This window comes from Clostridium carboxidivorans P7 (assembly GCF_001038625.1).
Taxonomy (GTDB): Bacteria; Bacillota; Clostridia; order Clostridiales; family Clostridiaceae; genus Clostridium_AM; species Clostridium_AM carboxidivorans.
In genome coordinates this window covers 132,051-147,411 of sequence record NZ_CP011803.1, presented here as the reverse complement: position 1 = coordinate 147,411, position 15,361 = coordinate 132,051, and the positions used below count along the sequence as shown (strand labels likewise).

The 15,361-nt window shown below is 29.8% G+C and carries 16 protein-coding genes; 1 reads left to right on the top strand and 15 read right to left on the bottom strand.

Annotation, left to right across the window (positions count from 1 at the left end; translation table 11 throughout):
• Positions 1-10 precede the first annotated feature (10 nt).
• The 15 genes from rpsP to pta all read right to left on the bottom strand — a co-directional run bounded on the left by rpsP (position 11) and on the right by pta (position 13,670).
• Positions 11-268 carry a 30S ribosomal protein S16 gene (gene rpsP / locus Ccar_RS00755; protein ID WP_007060101.1) on the bottom strand — a complete coding sequence of 86 codons (258 nt, stop codon included), beginning with the start codon at positions 266-268 and terminating at the stop codon, positions 11-13.
• A 32-nt stretch (positions 269-300) separates the two neighbouring features.
• A complete protein-coding gene (ffh, locus tag Ccar_RS00750) occupies positions 301-1,665 on the bottom strand; it encodes a signal recognition particle protein (protein ID WP_007060102.1) in 1,365 nt (454 codons plus the stop codon).
• A gap of 12 nt (positions 1,666-1,677) precedes the next feature.
• Positions 1,678-2,019 (bottom strand): putative DNA-binding protein, encoded by a 342-nt coding sequence (locus Ccar_RS00745; protein WP_034825813.1) that lies wholly within the window; start codon positions 2,017-2,019, stop codon positions 1,678-1,680.
• 114 nt (positions 2,020-2,133) lie between these two features.
• On the bottom strand, positions 2,134-3,045 hold the full coding sequence (gene ftsY, locus Ccar_RS00740; RefSeq protein ID WP_007060104.1) for a signal recognition particle-docking protein FtsY: 912 nt from the start codon (positions 3,043-3,045) through the stop codon (positions 2,134-2,136).
• Positions 3,046-3,076: 31 nt separating this feature from the next.
• Positions 3,077-6,643 carry a chromosome segregation protein SMC gene (smc, locus tag Ccar_RS00735; protein ID WP_007060105.1) on the bottom strand — a complete coding sequence of 1,189 codons (3,567 nt, stop codon included), beginning with the start codon at positions 6,641-6,643 and terminating at the stop codon, positions 3,077-3,079.
• Between the two features lie 11 nt (positions 6,644-6,654).
• Positions 6,655-6,753: a hypothetical protein gene (locus Ccar_RS26600; RefSeq protein ID WP_007060106.1), complete on the bottom strand. Its 99-nt coding sequence runs from the start codon at positions 6,751-6,753 to the stop codon at positions 6,655-6,657.
• Positions 6,754-6,958: 205 nt separating this feature from the next.
• Entirely contained in the window at positions 6,959-7,219 is a 261-nt protein-coding gene (locus Ccar_RS00730) for a stage V sporulation protein S (RefSeq protein WP_007060107.1), read from the bottom strand.
• 48 nt (positions 7,220-7,267) lie between these two features.
• Positions 7,268-8,356 carry an elongator complex protein 3 gene (locus Ccar_RS00725; RefSeq protein ID WP_007060108.1) on the bottom strand — a complete coding sequence of 363 codons (1,089 nt, stop codon included), beginning with the start codon at positions 8,354-8,356 and terminating at the stop codon, positions 7,268-7,270.
• Positions 8,349-9,050: a ribonuclease III gene (gene rnc / locus Ccar_RS00720; RefSeq protein ID WP_034825815.1), complete on the bottom strand. Its 702-nt coding sequence runs from the start codon at positions 9,048-9,050 to the stop codon at positions 8,349-8,351. Before rnc ends, Ccar_RS00725 begins: the two co-directional genes overlap by 8 nt.
• Before the next feature lie 133 nt (positions 9,051-9,183).
• A complete protein-coding gene (gene acpP, locus Ccar_RS00715; protein ID WP_029161473.1) occupies positions 9,184-9,417 on the bottom strand; it encodes an acyl carrier protein in 234 nt (77 codons plus the stop codon).
• A gap of 133 nt (positions 9,418-9,550) precedes the next feature.
• Positions 9,551-10,561, bottom strand: a complete 1,011-nt coding sequence (plsX, locus tag Ccar_RS00710) for a phosphate acyltransferase PlsX (RefSeq protein ID WP_007064503.1) — start codon at positions 10,559-10,561, stop codon at positions 9,551-9,553.
• 91 nt (positions 10,562-10,652) lie between these two features.
• Entirely contained in the window at positions 10,653-10,835 is a 183-nt protein-coding gene (rpmF, locus tag Ccar_RS00705) for a 50S ribosomal protein L32 (RefSeq protein WP_007060114.1), read from the bottom strand.
• A gap of 14 nt (positions 10,836-10,849) precedes the next feature.
• Positions 10,850-11,353: a YceD family protein gene (locus tag Ccar_RS00700; protein ID WP_007060115.1), complete on the bottom strand. Its 504-nt coding sequence runs from the start codon at positions 11,351-11,353 to the stop codon at positions 10,850-10,852.
• 96 nt (positions 11,354-11,449) lie between these two features.
• Complete coding sequence (locus Ccar_RS00695; protein ID WP_007060116.1) at positions 11,450-12,649, bottom strand: acetate/propionate family kinase; 1,200 nt, start codon at positions 12,647-12,649, stop codon at positions 11,450-11,452.
• A gap of 16 nt (positions 12,650-12,665) precedes the next feature.
• Positions 12,666-13,670 (bottom strand): phosphate acetyltransferase, encoded by a 1,005-nt coding sequence (gene pta / locus Ccar_RS00690; protein ID WP_007060117.1) that lies wholly within the window; start codon positions 13,668-13,670, stop codon positions 12,666-12,668.
• 334 nt (positions 13,671-14,004) lie between these two features.
• On the opposite strand from pta, the gene Ccar_RS00685 reads away from it, so the two are divergent.
• Positions 14,005-15,231 (top strand): nucleotidyltransferase, encoded by a 1,227-nt coding sequence (locus tag Ccar_RS00685; RefSeq protein ID WP_007060118.1) that lies wholly within the window; start codon positions 14,005-14,007, stop codon positions 15,229-15,231.
• Positions 15,232-15,361 lie beyond the last annotated feature (130 nt).

Genomic DNA, 15,361 nt, shown 5'->3' with positions numbered 1-15,361 from the left:
CCCAGTAACACTATTTTGCAAGTTTTTCATTTAATCCAGTTTTTGCAAAAAGTCTTTTAACTACTTCTGTTGGTTGAGCACCATTCTTTACCCATTGAATAGTTTTTTCTTCATTAAACTTTATAGTAGCTGGTTCAGTTAATGGGTTATAATAACCTAATTCTTCTATAAATCTACCATCTCTTGGAGATCTTGAATCTGCTACAACTATTCTATAAAATGGAGACTTTTTAGCACCCATTCTTTTTAATCTCATCTTTACTGCCATTAGTATCACCTCCTTTAAAAAATATATACAATCTATTTAAAACCATTAAAAGGTAATTTACCAAGCATTCCCTTTTTGCCGAAAGATTTTTGCATTCCCTTCATTTGCTTCATCATCTTCTTCATATTTTCAAAATCCTTGAGAATTTTGTTAACCTGCTGTACTGTAGTACCTGACCCCTGTGAAATTCTCTTCTTTCTTGATGGTGAGCCACTCACTAATGAAGGATTTCTTCTTTCCTTTACAGTCATAGAACTTATGATAGCTTCTATTTTTGCCATTTCTTTCTCGCTGCCACTTAAATCTACGCCTTGTAATTCTTTAGTATTTAATCCTGGAACCATCTCTAATAATTTATTCATTGGCCCCATCTTTTTTATTTGCTTCATAGATGATAAGAAATCTTCTAAGTTAAATTCCTGACTCATCATACGGCTTCCTATTTTTTTTGCTTCTTCTTCATCTATAGATTGTTTAGCTTTTTCTATAAGAGAAAGTACATCACCCATTCCAAGTATTCTTGAAGCCATTCTATCTGGATGGAATACTTCAAAATCACTCATTTTCTCTCCTAAACCTACAAATTTTATAGGTTTATCTGTCATAGCTTTTATAGAGAGAGCTGCTCCACCTCTCGTATCACCATCTAGTTTTGTAAGTATTACACCACTTATATCTAGCTGATCATTAAAGCTATTAGCCACATTAACTGCATCTTGACCTGTCATAGCATCTACTACTAATAATATCTCATCTGGCTTTACATTTTCTTTTACATCTTTGAGCTCATTCATAAGCTCTTCATCTATATGAAGTCTACCTGCAGTATCTATTATAACTACATTCAATCCATTATTTTTTGCATATTCTATAGCACCTTTTGATATATCTACAGGACTAACCTTATCCCCCATAGCAAATACCGGCACATCTATTTGTTTTCCAACTACCTGAAGCTGCTTTATAGCTGCAGGTCTATATATATCACAGGCTGCAAGAAGTGGTTTTTTATTTTTCTTTCTAAATTGAAGTGCAAGTTTACCGGCCATAGTAGTTTTTCCTGCACCTTGCAATCCTACTAACATTATCATTGTTAACCCACTAGAGGAAAATTGCACTCCACTTTCAGTGCTGCCCATTAAGTTTGAGAGCTCATCATTAACTATTTTAACAACCTGTTGTGCTGGAGTTAGACTTTTTAGGACTTCTTCTCCAAGACACTTTTCACTAACTTTTTTAATAAAATCTTTTACAACTTTATAATTAACATCTGCTTCTAAAAGTGCAAGTTTTACTTCTCGCATAGCATCTTTTATATCTTTTTCAGAAAGTTTACCTTTACCTCTAAGTTTTTTTAGGGTTTCCTGAAGCTTAGAAGCCAATCCTTCAAAAGCCATGAGCTATTCCTCCTAAATATTATCTATTATATATTCTTTCATTTTTTCTAATTTTTCTAAATTGACTTTATCTTGTATTAACAAATCATTTATATCCTGTAAAAGGCATTCCTTAAATTGCTTCATTTTAAATTTTATATTCATTAAATCTAATTTTTCTTCATACTGAACTAAAAGCTTATGGCATCTTTTTATAATATCATGAACTGCCTGTCTGCTAGTATTTGTAAGCTCTGATATTTCTGATAAAGATAAATCATCATTATAATAAAGATCCATAACATCTTTTTGTTTTTCAGTCAAAAGTTCACCATATAAATCTAATAGTATAGAAAGCTTAACTCTTTCTTCCATGATATATACTGCAATTTTTAATTGCAAATTCACTTCCTCGATTTATTATTAACTCAACGATGTTTATCTTATCAAAAATTTAATGACCTGTCAAGTATTTTTACTTAACACATTTTAAAATAATGCTTCTACAAATTCTTTTGGATTAAATTCTTGCAAATCATCTATACCTTCACCTACACCAACAAGCTTTACAGGTATGTTTAAACTATGTTTTATTGAAATAACTATTCCTCCCTTGGCAGTTCCATCTAATTTAGTTAAAATAATTCCGCCTATAGGACAAACTTCCATAAATTGTTTTGCTTGTTCTACTGCATTTTGTCCTGTAGTAGCATCTAGTACTAAAAGAGTTTCTCTTTCCGCTTCATTAAATTCTCTATCTATTACCCTATTAATTTTTCCAAGCTCATCCATTAAATTTTTCTTATTATGTAACCTTCCAGCTGTATCACATATAAGTACATCAGTTTTTCTAGCCTTAGCAGCCTGTACTGCATCAAATACAACCGCTGCAGGATCCGATCCTTCTTGATGCTTTATAATATCTACTGCTGCCCTGCTGCTCCATACTTCAAGTTGATCAATAGCTGCTGCTCTAAAAGTATCTGCTGCTGCCATTAATACTTTATATCCATCATTCTTTAACTTAGCTGATATTTTACCTATAGATGTAGTTTTACCTACTCCATTTACCCCTATAACCAATATCACTTCTGGAGTTTTATTAGGTTTTATAGTAGAGCTTTCTTCTCCAAGTATATCTACTATAACCTCTTTTAAACAATCACTAACTAGGCTAGGGTCCTTTATCTTCTTTTCTCTTATCTTTTCTTTCAGCTTTTCTATTATATAAAGTGTAGTGTCTACCCCTATATCTGCTGTTATCAATATTTCTTCTAGCTCTTCATACAAATCGTCATCAATGGTCATAGCACCACTTAACATATCTGTTATCTTTTCAGTAAAATTATCCTTAGTCTTTGTAAGACCCTTCTTTAGTTTGTCAAAAAATCCTCCAAACATTTGTACTCCTCCTATATGAATTATAAGTTATTTAAGATGCTTCTTTCTCTAAATCTACGGAAACCACTTTAGATATTCCTTTTTCCTCCATAGTAACTCCATATAATGCATCACTAGCTTCCATAGTTCCTTTTCTGTGAGTTATAACAATAAACTGTGTACTTCCAGAAAACTTTTTTAAGAATTCAGCATATCTAGAAACATTTGCATCATCTAGAGCCGCTTCTATTTCATCCAGTATGCAAAAAGGTGTAGGCTTCATCTTTAAAATAGCAAAAAGTAATGCTATAGCGGATAGTCCTTTTTCTCCTCCAGACATAAGATTTATGTTTTGAAGTTTTTTACCTGGAGGTTGAACTGTTATTTCTATATTTCCTGTTAATTCATCTCCATTTGATAAAACCAAATCTGCATTTCCACCTTTAAAAAGCTCTATAAAAGTTTCATTGAAATTATGTCTTAATTTATTAAAATTCTCATTAAACACTACTTTCATTTTATCCGTCATTTCATTTATTAAACTTACTAATTCATCTTTTGCATTTATTAAATCATTTCTTTGAGTAGTCATAAAATTTACTTTTTCAGTTAATTCCTTAAATTCTTCTATTGCACCTAAATTAATTATACCTAAGGAACTTATACTATTTTTTAAGGTTAAAATATCTTTTTTATAAGCATCTATATCCTTTATCTCTGCTTTATATTCTAATGCTTCTGCATATGTAATTTGAAGTTCTTCATTAAGTTTTTTGTAAAGCACCTCTTTTTCTGTAGTAAGCTTTGCCGAAGAAACTTCCATCCTATGTAATTCATCTTCCTTTTTGCCAATTAACAAATTAATACTTTCCATTTTTTCATTGCTTATTTTTAATTTTTCCTTTGCTTCAATCAATTCCACTTCTAGCTCTTTAATATCTTCTTCTTTTTTTAATATATACTCACTAATCTTGCTTATCTCTTTTCCATTGGAATCAATTTCACTTTTACACTTAAATACATTTTCATTTGAATCTTTAATTTCTTCTTCTATGTGAATTCTCTTTTGCTTTAATTCCTCTAAGTCTTCACTTAACTTTTGCAATGTATTAGTTCTATTAGCAGTATTTTCATCTACTCTAGCCTTTTTTATTTTAAGACCAACAAGTTTTTCCTTGGTAACTTGAACTTCTTTATTTTTATCTTTAAGTTTCTCTTCCATTTCAATAATAGAATCATCATTTTTTAACTGCTTTTCAGATAACACTTTTAAGTTTTCTTGTTTTTCCTCAATCTCTTTCATCATATTGTTTGCTTTTTTATTTAGCAATTCTATTTCATTATTTGATACCTTGAGATTTTCTTTAATTTTTAAGCTTTCACTATCTATAGTACTTATTTTTCCTTTTATTCTTGTTATTTCAATGTTTTCATGATAAACTGCATCTTTTAAATTTAAATTTTGCTCATCTAAACTTTTTAAAGTGGTTCTTAAGCCTTGTATTTCATCACTTAACAAATTTATTTTTTCTTCAGTACTTTGTATTTTTATTTTAGTCTCTTCTATTTCTCTTTTTCTTCCCATGATACTAACACTCTTATGATAAATGCTTCCTCCAGTAAGAGCTCCTCCTGGATTCACTACTTCTCCTGCAAGTGTAACTATTTTGAGGCTATAGCCAACCTCCTTAGCAATTTTAAGAGCACTATCCATATCTCTACAAATTATAGTTCTGCCAATTACATACTCTATAGCATTAGTAAAAACTTTATCATACTGTATAAGCTTACTTGCTATTCCTATGTATCCATCAACTTGGGATACTCTATCTTCATAAGCTACCTTTTTGCCTTTAACTATATTTAAAGGTAAAAAGGTAGCTCTTCCCATATTATTATCTTTTAAATGTTTTATAAGCTTCTTAGCAATCTCTTCATTTCTAGTTATAACATCAGAAATAGTTCCTCCTAATGCTATTTCTATAGCTGTTTCAAATTCTTTTTTTACATCTATTACTTCTCCCAATACAGAACAGCTATCCTTTTCCACTGCTACCTTACCCTTTATTACATCTTGCATAAGGTTTTTTACAGCTCTATTATATCCTTCATACTGCTTTTCCAAATTAATAAGCATGTGGCAATTAGCCTCTAGCTTATTGTGCAAAACATTTAATTCTTTAAATTCCCTATCTTTATTACCCAAATTATTATTGATTTTATTAATTTGCTGTTTATTAGATTTAATATTATTTTCAAATTCCTCTATCTTACTTTTCACTGTTTCAATTTCAGATACTAATGTTTCTTTTGTACCTTGATTTATAGTAATAGAATGCACATAACTATTACAAGAATCCTTTAATTCTTGTATTTTCTTTTTTGTTTCATCCAAATCATTTTTTATCATGATCAAACTATTTTTAGAATTAGCAATACTGCTTAAATATTCTATTTGATCATCTTTTAATTTCTTAACTAAATCATTTTTATCATAAATAGATAAATTTACTTTTTCTATAAACTTTTCATAATTATTTATTTCATTATTTAAATTTTTCTGCTCAGCTTTTAAAGATTCTAATTCTGTAATTTCCTCATTCTCTATTTTATTCATATTCAATATCTTATTCTTTACAATTTCAAGTTCCTTGAAATTTTTTTCTATGAGCTGAGACAAATTTTCTAATCTTTCGTGCAGCAAAGAAGTTTGTGATTCTATATTTTGCTTTTTAGATTTACTATTATAGTATTCACTTTTACAATCTTCACTTTTTAAATTTATTGCTTGAATTTGCTCATTCCATTTTCCAATGGACTTCTTTGCTTCATTGCATCTTCTATTTAACTCTTCATTATCTACATTCATATTATTTATGGTATTTTCTATTTCACTCAATTTACATTGAACCTTTTCAATAGAGTGAGCAGCAATATTTATTTCCTTAATTTTAAGTTCTTCAGATAACTTTATAAATTCCTTAGCCTTTTCATTCTCAATTCTTAGAGGTTCTAGTCTTTCACTATAAGTTTCTAAAATATCATCTATTCTTACAAGGTTGCTTTCAGTATTTTCTAATTTCTTCTGTGCATCCTCTTTTCTCCACTTAAACTTTACTATACCAGCTGCTTCCTCTAAAAGGCTTCTTCTTTCCTCCGGCTTACCACTTAATACTGCCTCAATTTTACCTTGACCTATTATAGAATATCCTTCTTTTCCTATTCCTGTATCCATAAATAATTGTTGAATATCTTTCAATCTACACTGAGTATTATTTATATAATACTCACTTTCTCCTGAACGGTACAATCTTCTGGATATGGTGATATATGCATAATCCAGTGGAAGCTTTTTGTCTTCATTATCCAGTGTTAAAGATACCTGGCACAACCCTACAGGTTTTCTAAATTGAGTACCAGCAAAAATAACATCTTCCATTTTGCCGCCTCTCAAACTCTTTACACTTTGTTCTCCAAGAACCCATCTTACTGCGTCAGAAATATTACTCTTACCACTGCCATTAGGTCCTACTATACCCATAATTCCATTTTTAAATACCAGTTCTGTTTTATCTGCAAAGGATTTAAATCCTCTTATCTCCATAGACTTTAAAAACATAAGGTATCTCCTTATCTTCCAAACAGCTGCGGAATTATGCTAACCACAAATATAACTACTACCAAAACTACAAATATTTTAGTCATTTTTTCTCTTTTCTCTTTTTTCATAAGAAAACACCTCTCTTAATTTTTAAATTTTCATACAAATCATTAACTTTTTTAATACTTTATCTTTTGAAGGACATTATACAGATTAATGAAATATTTAAGTTTACTTTTATATTTAGTACAAAATATAGTTTATAATATATGAATCAAAATATCAATGCAAAAATAAAAGCCCTGTTTAACACAGGGCTTTTTATTAATTAGGTTATCTCTGTTCAACTATAAATTTTATGGCAGTTCTTTCTTCACCTTCTATTTTTATTTCAGAGAAAGCTGGAACAACTACCAAATCAATACCATTTGGTGCTACAAATCCCCGTGTAATTGCAATAGCCTTTATAGCTTGATTAACTGCTCCTGCTCCAACAGCCTGAACTTCTGCCGAAATATTTCCTCTAAGCACTGCTGCCAATGCCCCTGCTACAGATTTTGGTTGAGATTGAGCTGATACTTTTAATACTTCCATAATTTAATTCCTCCCTACAAATATGCATATATTTATAAGGATATAATTCTATAAAATCCTGTATTTTCCTTCTTTATACTTTTTCCTCATATATTCAAAAATTGATACATTTTTACTTTTTTCGCTATATACAAAAAGTAGACTTCCTCTTTGCACACAATTATCCTGTTTTACTTGAATATTTGTTGTAATTAATTGTTGTTTAATGTCTTGAAAAAACTTTTTTTTATTTGCATATATTTTTGATAAATCTCTACTATTAACTTTAATCGTAATCTTTTCTTCTTTAGCTTTATCTATCTCTTCTAGTATGCACTGATTATATAAACTTCCTTCCATCAATTCTCTAAATGCAGCATGAAAAGGACCTGCTACAATCTCTTTTCCCTCATTTATTTCCTCTGTTGGCTGAAGTCCAATTCTTATAACATTTATATTATTGGAAGTAAGCATACAATATATTACTTTTGATATTTCTACTGCTTCATATAAATCATAAGGCTTATACATACCACTCTTATACATTTTTTCCATAGGTGTATCCTTAATAACTAGTGCAGGATATATTCTATATATATCTGGTTTCATAAGTATAGATTTTTTAGTAGTTTCTATATCTTTTTCAAAAGTATCACCTGGTAAACCTAACATAATTTGATGTCCTAATACAAATCCATATTCCTTAATAAGGTTTGATGCTTTAACTACATCTTCTGGTGAATGTCCTCTTCCAGATTTTAAAAGCACTTCCTCATCTAAGGATTGAACACCAAGTTCTATTACATCTACAGAATAATTTTTAAGGTTTGTAAGTATCTCATCATCTATATAATCAGGTCTTGTAGATAAGTGTATAAGATCTATAAATCCTTTTTCTTTATATTCTTTTGCTACAGCTAAAAATTCCTTCTGCTTTTCCATACTTATGGCTGTAAATGTACCCCCAAAAAAAGAAACCTCAACTATTGAATTTTCCCTTTTTATAGTTTTTAAATATTCTTCTATAGTATTTCTAGTAAATTCAGCATCTATTTTCCCGCTGCTTCCTGTTATAGTATTTTGATTGCAAAATACACAGTTGTGTGGACAACCTTCATGAGGTACAAATATAGGTATTATGTAATGATTTTTACCCATTATTCTTCTCCAACCCCTTTAGTGCTTTTTTTGCTGCGCTTTGTTCAGATTCCTTTTTACTATAACCTGTACCATTGCCTAAAACTTTATTATTTACAGATACCTGTGTATAGAATTTTCTTCTGTGAGGAGGTCCCTCATATTTCATTAGATCATATTGTATGTCTACATCACCATTTTTTTGCATTACCTCTTGAAGCTTTGTTTTATAATCTAATATTATTTTATTCTTTATTGCCTTCTCTATGGTATCCTTAAAATTAGTAAGTACAAATCCCTTTGCCTTTTCAAAGCCAGCATCAATATAAATAGCTGCTATTATAGCTTCTACACAATCTGCTAATATTGATACCCTTTCTCTTCCACCTGTAAGCTCTTCGCCCTTACTCATTCTTATGTATTTTCCAAGATCCCACTTCTTTGCTATTTCATAAAGAGAATTTTCACACACAATAAGTGCTCTTCTCTTAGTAAGTTCTCCTTCAGTTTTTTTCGAATAATTTAAAAATAAATATTCAGATATAGAAATCTGAAGTACAGAATCTCCTAAAAATTCTAATCTCTCATTAAACTTAATATTTTTCTTTCCATTTGCATAAGAACTATGTGTTAATGCTATTTTTAATAATTCTTTATCTTCAAAACATACGTCTAATTTTTGTTCTAATTCTACAAATGTGTCATTTTTATTTATTACATATTCATTTACAAGCATTGTTTTAACTCCTTCTGAAGTTTATTCTTCAGGTTGCTATTTACTTAAGTAAACTCAAGAATAAACTACAATTTTACAGATTTAAAGTCCCGTATATAGCGGGACTTTAATTCTACTCTTCAGTATGATTTTTTATGTACTCAACTACGTCACCAACAGTAGTTATTTTTTCAGCATCTTCATCAGGTATTTCTAAATCAAACTCTGTTTCCAAAGCCATTATTAATTCAACAACATCAAGTGAATCAGCACCTAAATCATCAATAAATGATGCTTCCATAGTTACTTCTTCTGCGCTTATACCAAGCTGCTCTGAAATTAAATTTTGAATTTTTTCAAACATAATTGTCACCTCCTAAAAGCTTTATACATAAATAATATTACATAACTACTTCACCGTCAATATAAATACTGCTAAAATTTATTATGTTAAATTATTTTATATTAATTCATTAAATTTATATTATTTAAAAAATATATTATTTATTTTCTTCTGCTAACTTTTCCAATTGAGTTTTTATCTTATCCACAATTGCATTTTCATAACAATTATAAGCTTGTTTTATTGCATTTTTGAAAGCTTTACTATCTGAACTGCCATGAGCCTTTATGCAAATTGCTTTTGAGCCTAAAAATACAGATCCTCCATATTCGGAATAATCCATTTTTTTCTTTAACCCTTTAAATACAGGTTTTAACAGTGCTGCACCTATTTTTGTTGTAAATGATTTCATGATTTCTTCTTTAATCATGCTAAACAAATTCATTGATACCCCTTCATACATTTTCAGTATGGTATTTCCTACAAATCCATCACAAACTAAAATATTTACATCACCATTAGATACATCTCTTGGTTCCACATTACCTACAAAATTGAACTCATCTGATTTAAGTTTAAACATTTGATAAGTACTTTTAGTAAGTTCATTTCCCTTTTCTTCTTCCACTCCTATATTTACTAATCCTACACTTGGATTATTAATCTTCAAAATATTTTCAAAGTATATTTTCCCCATTAAAGCAAATTGAATTAAATATTGAGGTTTACAATCAACATTAGCTCCTACGTCTGTTACCATAAAAGCTCCATTTTTGCCTGGAATAATAGGCGCCAAAGTTACTCTATCTATTCCTTTAATTCTTCCTGCTATAAGTGTAGCTGCCGTCATTATCGCACCTGTACTTCCTGCTGAAACAACGCCTTGAGCTTTTCCTTCCTTTACTAATTCAAAAGCCCTAACTAAACTGGAGTCCTTTTTCTTTCTAACAGCCATAACTGGAGCTTCATTTGTACTTATTATCTCTTCAGCATTAAGTATTTCAATTTTATCCTTAGGATATTTATACTTATTCAATTCCTCTTCAATAAGTTCTTTCTTACCTGTAATAATTATATTTACATCGTACTCTTTTACAGCTTGAACACATCCATCTACCACAGCGGCTGGTGCAAAATCTCCTCCCATACCATCTATTGCAATAATCATATTCTCACTTCCTTTTTATGCAACTGCTGATAAACCCTAACATTTACTAATTATTGTCAAAAAAAAGAAAGTCCTATGACTTTCTCTTTTGTTATTTTTCTGTTGAAACAACTTCTTTGCCATTATAATATCCACAACTCTTGCACACTCTATGAGCAAGTTTCATTTCATGACACTGAGGACATTCAACTATTCCTGGTAAACTTAATTTGAAAGTTTGTGCTCTTCTTCTATCTCTTCTTCCTTTTGAAAATCTTCTCGCTGGATTTCCCACAGTAAAACACCTCCTTAATCAGTCGAAAACATGTCTTTCAATTTTGCCAATCTTGGGTCAATATTATCATCTTCGCATTGGCATGTAGCAAAATTCAGATTAGTACCACATTTATGACATAATCCTTTGCAATCTTCTCTACAAAGCCTTTTAATTGGCATCTCTACAATTATATTGTTTTCTATTACTTCTGTGATATCTATTGTATCACTATCAATAAAGATGACATCGCCATCTCTACTTGCTCCATCATTATTGGTAAATTGTTCTTCAATGGTAATATCTACAGCATAACTAAATTTTTCAAGACACCTTGAACAAGTTAGCTCTAACATGGTGCTTATAGTGCCATTTAAAGTAAGCATATCACCAATCTTATCTAGTGTTCCATTTAATTTAATTGGCTGTAGAAATTTTATAGTTTCTCTACCATCATGAAAACTTTCTTCCTGAATTTCAAGATGAAGCTCTTTTGTGGCCTTTTCTCTTTTTAATAAATCTGACACATCTAATTTCATAATGCTCACCTCTACATATTAGCCACATTTATTATATAAAGATGAGCATTAAAAGTCAAGAATTATTTATTGTTGCTTGTTTAATTATGATTTTCCTTATTTACCAGATGCTACAATGTTTTTTGTATCTCTAGCTATCATAAGTTCTTCATCTGTTGGAATTACAAATACTTTAACTTTTGAATCTGGAGTACTTATTTCCATTGCTTCTCCTCTTTGAGCATTCTTTTCTGCATCTATTTTAATTCCTAAATAAGTTAATCCATTACAGATATTTTCTCTATTTACACCTGAATTTTCACCAAGACCTGCTGTAAATACTATAGCATCTACTCCATTTAGAGCAGCTGCATAAGAACCTATAGAAGTTCTTACTCTATAATTAAATACATTTAGTGCAAGTTCTGCTCTCTTATTTCCTTCTTTAGCTGCATTCTCAATATCTCTAAAGTCACTGCTTACTCCTGATACACCAAATACACCTGATTTTTTATTTATTAAATCATTAATTTCATCCACATTTAAATTTAATTCTTTCATTAAGAAAGGTAGTATTGAAGGGTCCACATCTCCACATCTAGTTCCCATAACAAGTCCTGCAAGTGGTGTAAATCCCATTGTAGTATCTACAGCCTTTCCTCCATCTACAGCACAAAGGCTAGCACCATTTCCTAAATGACAAGTTATTATTTTTAAATCTTTTGCATCTTTACCCATCATTTTTGCAGCTTCTGCTGATACAAATCTATGAGAAGTTCCGTGGAATCCATATTTTCTTACACCATTGTTAGTATAAAGTTCATATGGTAGTGCATATGTGAATGCATAATCTGGTAAAGTTTGGTGGAATGCTGTATCAAATACACCAACCATTGGAGTGTTTGGCATTAATTCTTTACAAGCATTAATTCCTATTATGTTTGGTGGGTTATGAAGTGGTGCTAATTTAACGCATTCTTCTAAAGCTTTCATAACATCTTCATTTATAAGCACTGATTCTGCATATTTTTCTCCGCCATGAACAACTCTGTGACCTACTGCTGATATTTCTGACATGTTACTGATTACTCCATGTTCTTTATCAACTAAAGCATCCAATACTAATTTTATTGCAACTTTATGATCCTTCATTGGTTGTTCAATAATGTACTTTTCTCCATTAACTTTTTGAGTTAATATTGAACCTTCTATTCCTATTCTTTCAACTAATCCTTTTGCTAGTACTTTTTCATCTTCCATGTTAATTAATTGGTACTTTAAGGATGAACTTCCGCAATTTATTACTAATACTTTCATTTCTCAATCTCTCCTTTTAGTTTTCTTGTGCTTGTGCTTGAACTGCAGTTATAGCAACAACATTAACTATATCTTCAGCACTACATCCTCTTGATAAATCATTGATTGGTTTAGCAAATCCTTGACAAACTGGTCCTACAGCTTCTGCCTTAGCAAATCTTTGAACTAGTTTATATCCTATATTTCCAGCTTGAATATCTGGGAATACTAATACATTTGCCTTTCCTGCTATTTTACTATTTGGAGCTTTTAAATCAGCTACTTTTTGAACTATAGCAGCATCAAGTTGTAATTCTCCATCTATATCTAAATCTGGTCTCATTGATTTTGCAAGTTCAGTAGCCTTTGTTACTTTGTCAACTAATTCATGGCTAGCACTTCCCATAGTTGAGAATGATAACATTGCAACTTTTGGATCCATTCCACAAAGATTTTTTGCAGTTTCTGCTGTACTTACAGCAATTGAAGCTAATTCTTCTGCAGTTGGACATGGATTAACCGCACAATCAGCAAAAAGAAGCATTCCATCTTTTCCATATTCACAATTTGGTATATTCATAATAAACGTACTTGAAACTACTGATACTCCAGGAGCAGTTTTAATTATTTGAAGTCCTGGTCTTAAAAGGTCACCAGTAGTATGGATAGCTCCTGAAACCATTCCATCTCCATCCCCTAATTTTACCATCATTGTTCCATAATATAGAGGATCTCTTACTATTTTGTCTGCTTTTTCTGGAGTCATTCCCTTTTTCTTTCTTAATTCATAAAATCCATTAGCATATTTTGCAGTATTCTCTGAAGTTTCAGGATCTACTACCTTTACTCCTTCTAAACTAACTCCAAGACTTGCAGCTTTTTCTTTTATTACTTTTTCATTTCCTACAAGAACTAAATTTGCAAGTCCTTCTTCTGCTATTTTTGCACTTGCTTTAAGTGTTCTTTCTTCTTCACCTTCTGGCAAAACAATTGTTTTTTTATTAGCTTTTGCCTTTTTCCAAATCTCATCCATTAATTTCATTTTTTTATTGCTCCCTTCAAATATATAGAATTAAATAAAAGTATACACACTATATACTATAATCCTTTTCTTATATATTTTTCAATAAAAAAAACTTATATTTTTAATTTTTTCTAAAAAAAATTCTATAAAACGTAAAATTTACAATATTTTTTATAACATTTGTTTATTAATTTATGTAAAATGTTATACTTAATATTACATAAATTACTCATAAATAAATTATAATTATTAATATTTAATTTTACATAATCTATAAAAACATAAGTATTTTATAATTAAGAAAATTATAATAATTAAATTAGACCTTACATAAAAAATTGGAGGGCAAAATATGAAAGTTACAGGAATTATAGTTGAATATAATCCTTTTCACAATGGACATTTGCACCATATAAAAAAATCCAAATCACTAACTAATTGTGATGCTATTGTTGCAGTAATGAGCGGCAACTTTGTTCAAAGAGGACTTCCTGCTATAGTCGATAAATGGACCAGAGCTAGAATGGCATTGATGAATGGAGTTGATTTAGTTATAGAACTTCCTTTAGTTTATAGCGTATCTTCTGCTGAATTTTTCGCTGGCGGGTCCATAAGCCTTTTGAATAATTTAGGAGTGATAAACAATATATGTTTTGGAAGTGAATGTGGAGATATTGAAACTTTATTATATATATCAAAAATACTGTCTGAAGAGCCTATGAATTTTAAAAAATTTCTCAAGGATGAACTCAATGAAGGTTTTTCCTATCCACTTGCAAGAAGTAAAGCATTATTAAAATTTTTGAAAGTTAATAGTAGTAAATCATTACATTTTGAAAATATTGAGGAAATTTTAAATTCCTCCAATAATATTTTAGGTTTAGAATATTGTAAAAAATTAGTCAAATTAAATAGCAACATTTTACCTGTTACTATAAAAAGAGAAGGTGGAAACTATAACAGCACTGTTTTTAACGAACAATTTTCCAGTGCCTCTTCTATAAGAAAATATATGAATAATAACAAAAATATTGATATTTTAACAAACTATATTCCACAAAATGTATATAAATTATTACTAAATTTAAATAGAAACAATTATCATTTTACTTTTGAAGATGAAATGTTCCCTTACATAAAATACAAATATACTTTATATAAAGATTCTATAACAAAACTTCCAGACGTATCTGAAGGTATTGAAAATAGAATATTCAAAGCCTTAGAAAATACTGAAAATTTTAACGAGCTAATATCACATTCCAAAACTAAAAGATATACTTATACTCGTATAAACAGAATTTTATGTCAATTTTTTCTAGGACTTGAAAATTGGGATACTGTAACTTTAAGAAAGGAGCCTTGTCCATATGCTAGAATTCTTGGTTTTAATTCCACAGGATCAAAAGTTTTAAAAGCAATAAAGGAAAACTCAACTATACCTATATATACAAAGCTTCCCAAAGATTCAATTCCTACTTTAAGCTTAGATATACATGGTACTAGGGTCTACAGCCTATTAAATAACGGTATAAGTCCTAATGCAGATTATTTAACTAGCCCAATAATAATTAAGTAATTTTTATAGCATAAATTTAAAACCATCAAATTAATATCATCTTATATAAAACTAGAATAACTAGTAAAATTTGCAAATATAATTATATAGCAAGTTAAACTTAGCAATGTTTGTGGAATTTTTCCACATC

Excerpts from the sequence above, each read along its gene's own strand:
- Ccar_RS26600 (WP_007060106.1), bottom strand. The coding sequence starts at position 6,753 with ATGAAAAAAGAGAAAAGAGAAAAAATGACTAAAATATTTGTAGTTTTG.
- smc (WP_007060105.1), bottom strand. The coding sequence starts at position 6,643 with ATGTTTTTAAAGTCTATGGAGATAAGAGGATTTAAATCCTTTGCAGAT.
- pta (WP_007060117.1), bottom strand. The coding sequence starts at position 13,670 with ATGAAATTAATGGATGAGATTTGGAAAAAGGCAAAAGCTAATAAAAAA.
- plsX (WP_007064503.1), bottom strand. The coding sequence starts at position 10,561 with ATGATTATTGCAATAGATGGTATGGGAGGAGATTTTGCACCAGCCGCT.
- ftsY (WP_007060104.1), bottom strand. The coding sequence starts at position 3,045 with ATGTTTGGAGGATTTTTTGACAAACTAAAGAAGGGTCTTACAAAGACT.
- Ccar_RS00745 (WP_034825813.1), bottom strand. The coding sequence starts at position 2,019 with ATGGAAGAAAGAGTTAAGCTTTCTATACTATTAGATTTATATGGTGAA.
- Ccar_RS00725 (WP_007060108.1), bottom strand. The coding sequence starts at position 8,356 with ATGGGTAAAAATCATTACATAATACCTATATTTGTACCTCATGAAGGT.
- Ccar_RS00685 (WP_007060118.1), top strand. The coding sequence starts at position 14,005 with ATGAAAGTTACAGGAATTATAGTTGAATATAATCCTTTTCACAATGGA.
- Ccar_RS00695 (WP_007060116.1), bottom strand. The coding sequence starts at position 12,649 with ATGAAAGTATTAGTAATAAATTGCGGAAGTTCATCCTTAAAGTACCAA.
- Ccar_RS00730 (WP_007060107.1), bottom strand. The coding sequence starts at position 7,219 with ATGGAAGTATTAAAAGTATCAGCTCAATCTCAACCAAAATCTGTAGCA.
- Ccar_RS00700 (WP_007060115.1), bottom strand. The coding sequence starts at position 11,353 with ATGAAATTAGATGTGTCAGATTTATTAAAAAGAGAAAAGGCCACAAAA.
- ffh (WP_007060102.1), bottom strand. The coding sequence starts at position 1,665 with ATGGCTTTTGAAGGATTGGCTTCTAAGCTTCAGGAAACCCTAAAAAAA.
- rpsP (WP_007060101.1), bottom strand. The coding sequence starts at position 268 with ATGGCAGTAAAGATGAGATTAAAAAGAATGGGTGCTAAAAAGTCTCCA.